The 1,222-nt window shown below is 40.8% G+C and carries 1 protein-coding gene; it reads right to left on the bottom strand.

All coding sequences use genetic code 11. The features are described 5' to 3' along the window. Positions 1–117 precede the first annotated feature (117 nt). Positions 118–1,222: reverse transcriptase domain-containing protein (locus tag F6J99_RS45140; RefSeq protein WP_293123989.1), on the bottom strand; the 1,105-nt coding region annotated here is incomplete at its 5' end.

Raw genomic sequence — 1,222 nt, forward strand, 5'->3', positions numbered from 1 at the left:
TTATTAAACTAAGCCAGTGAGTCACCTCACTGACTCGTCTTCAAAACCGGACGTGAGAGTTTCCCCTCATCCGGCTCCTCGTGATAGGAACCATTTTTTCATTGGTACCTCTTTACACTAGAACGGGTTGTTATCTAACTCAGAGGGGTCGTTACTTGACTCTTGACGCTTAGTTGCAATTTTAGTTCTGTGTTTTGCATCGTGGCAATGTAGGTGTAGTAGCTCAAGGTTATTGAGTTGGTCGTTTCCACCTTGTGCGCGCGGTATTATGTGGTGTTTTTCCAGTAAGTCTCCATCCTTAAAAGTCAAGCCGCAATGAGTGCATTTTCCTTGTTGTCTTTTAAGAAGTTTTACCTTCTGTTTAGACGTTTCTGGGTGGTTACTCATTCTGGTGTTCCAATAGATTAAATTCCCATCGTAGGGGCTACTGGTTCCTTTGACTTTTGTGTGTCGGATGATTTCTGTTTTGACATGTTTTGGAAGGTATGTTCCTTCTTTTGTCATGAATGTCCAGTTGTCTACCTTGGGTGCTTCCCAGGGGTTCTTTGGCTTTTCAGTCTTGGTTCCCCAGTATTTTTTATTTACCCAGGTTTTTGACTTTCTGGGATGTCTCCTGTATCCCCATCTTTGAAGTTTGTTCCAGAGTAGGTGGTCTAACCCAGAGAAGGTTTTCTTGCTTACAACACTGCGGTTGTAGTTGCACCAACCTTGTATAATGGGTTTAAGTTTGCTGATTAAGGCAGCTTGTGGAGCAGCTATATAACTGTCTATTACCTCAGTTAGTTGCTCCCTATGCTCTTTCACTTTTTTCTTAGATGGTTTAATGAGGGTTTTAAAGCCTTGTTTTGATTGATTTTTTCCGGTCTGATATTGACGGATATTAAAACCCAGGAAATCAAAACCTTCATTTACGTGTATCAATCTTGTTTTACTTGGCTTTAATTCCAAGCCTATGCCCTTTAACCATGTTATTATTACTTCTCTACACTTTTCTACCACTTCTTTGGATTTATGCATGATGACGAAATCATCTGCATATCTGATGAGACTTACGCTTTTTCTCCTTTCTCTTCTTCCCTTTACTTTGGTTTCCTTTAATGAAAGGTTTTCTACGTAGTCTTTTATGGTCTCTTCCATTCCGTGGAGGGCTATATTGGCCAGTAAGGGTGATATTATCCCTCCCTGGGGTGTACCCTCATCTGTAGAAGATAGTGTTCCTTCA

This window comes from Moorena sp. SIO4G3 (genome assembly GCF_010692305.1).
Classification (GTDB): domain Bacteria; phylum Cyanobacteriota; class Cyanobacteriia; order Cyanobacteriales; family Coleofasciculaceae; genus Moorena; species Moorena producens_A.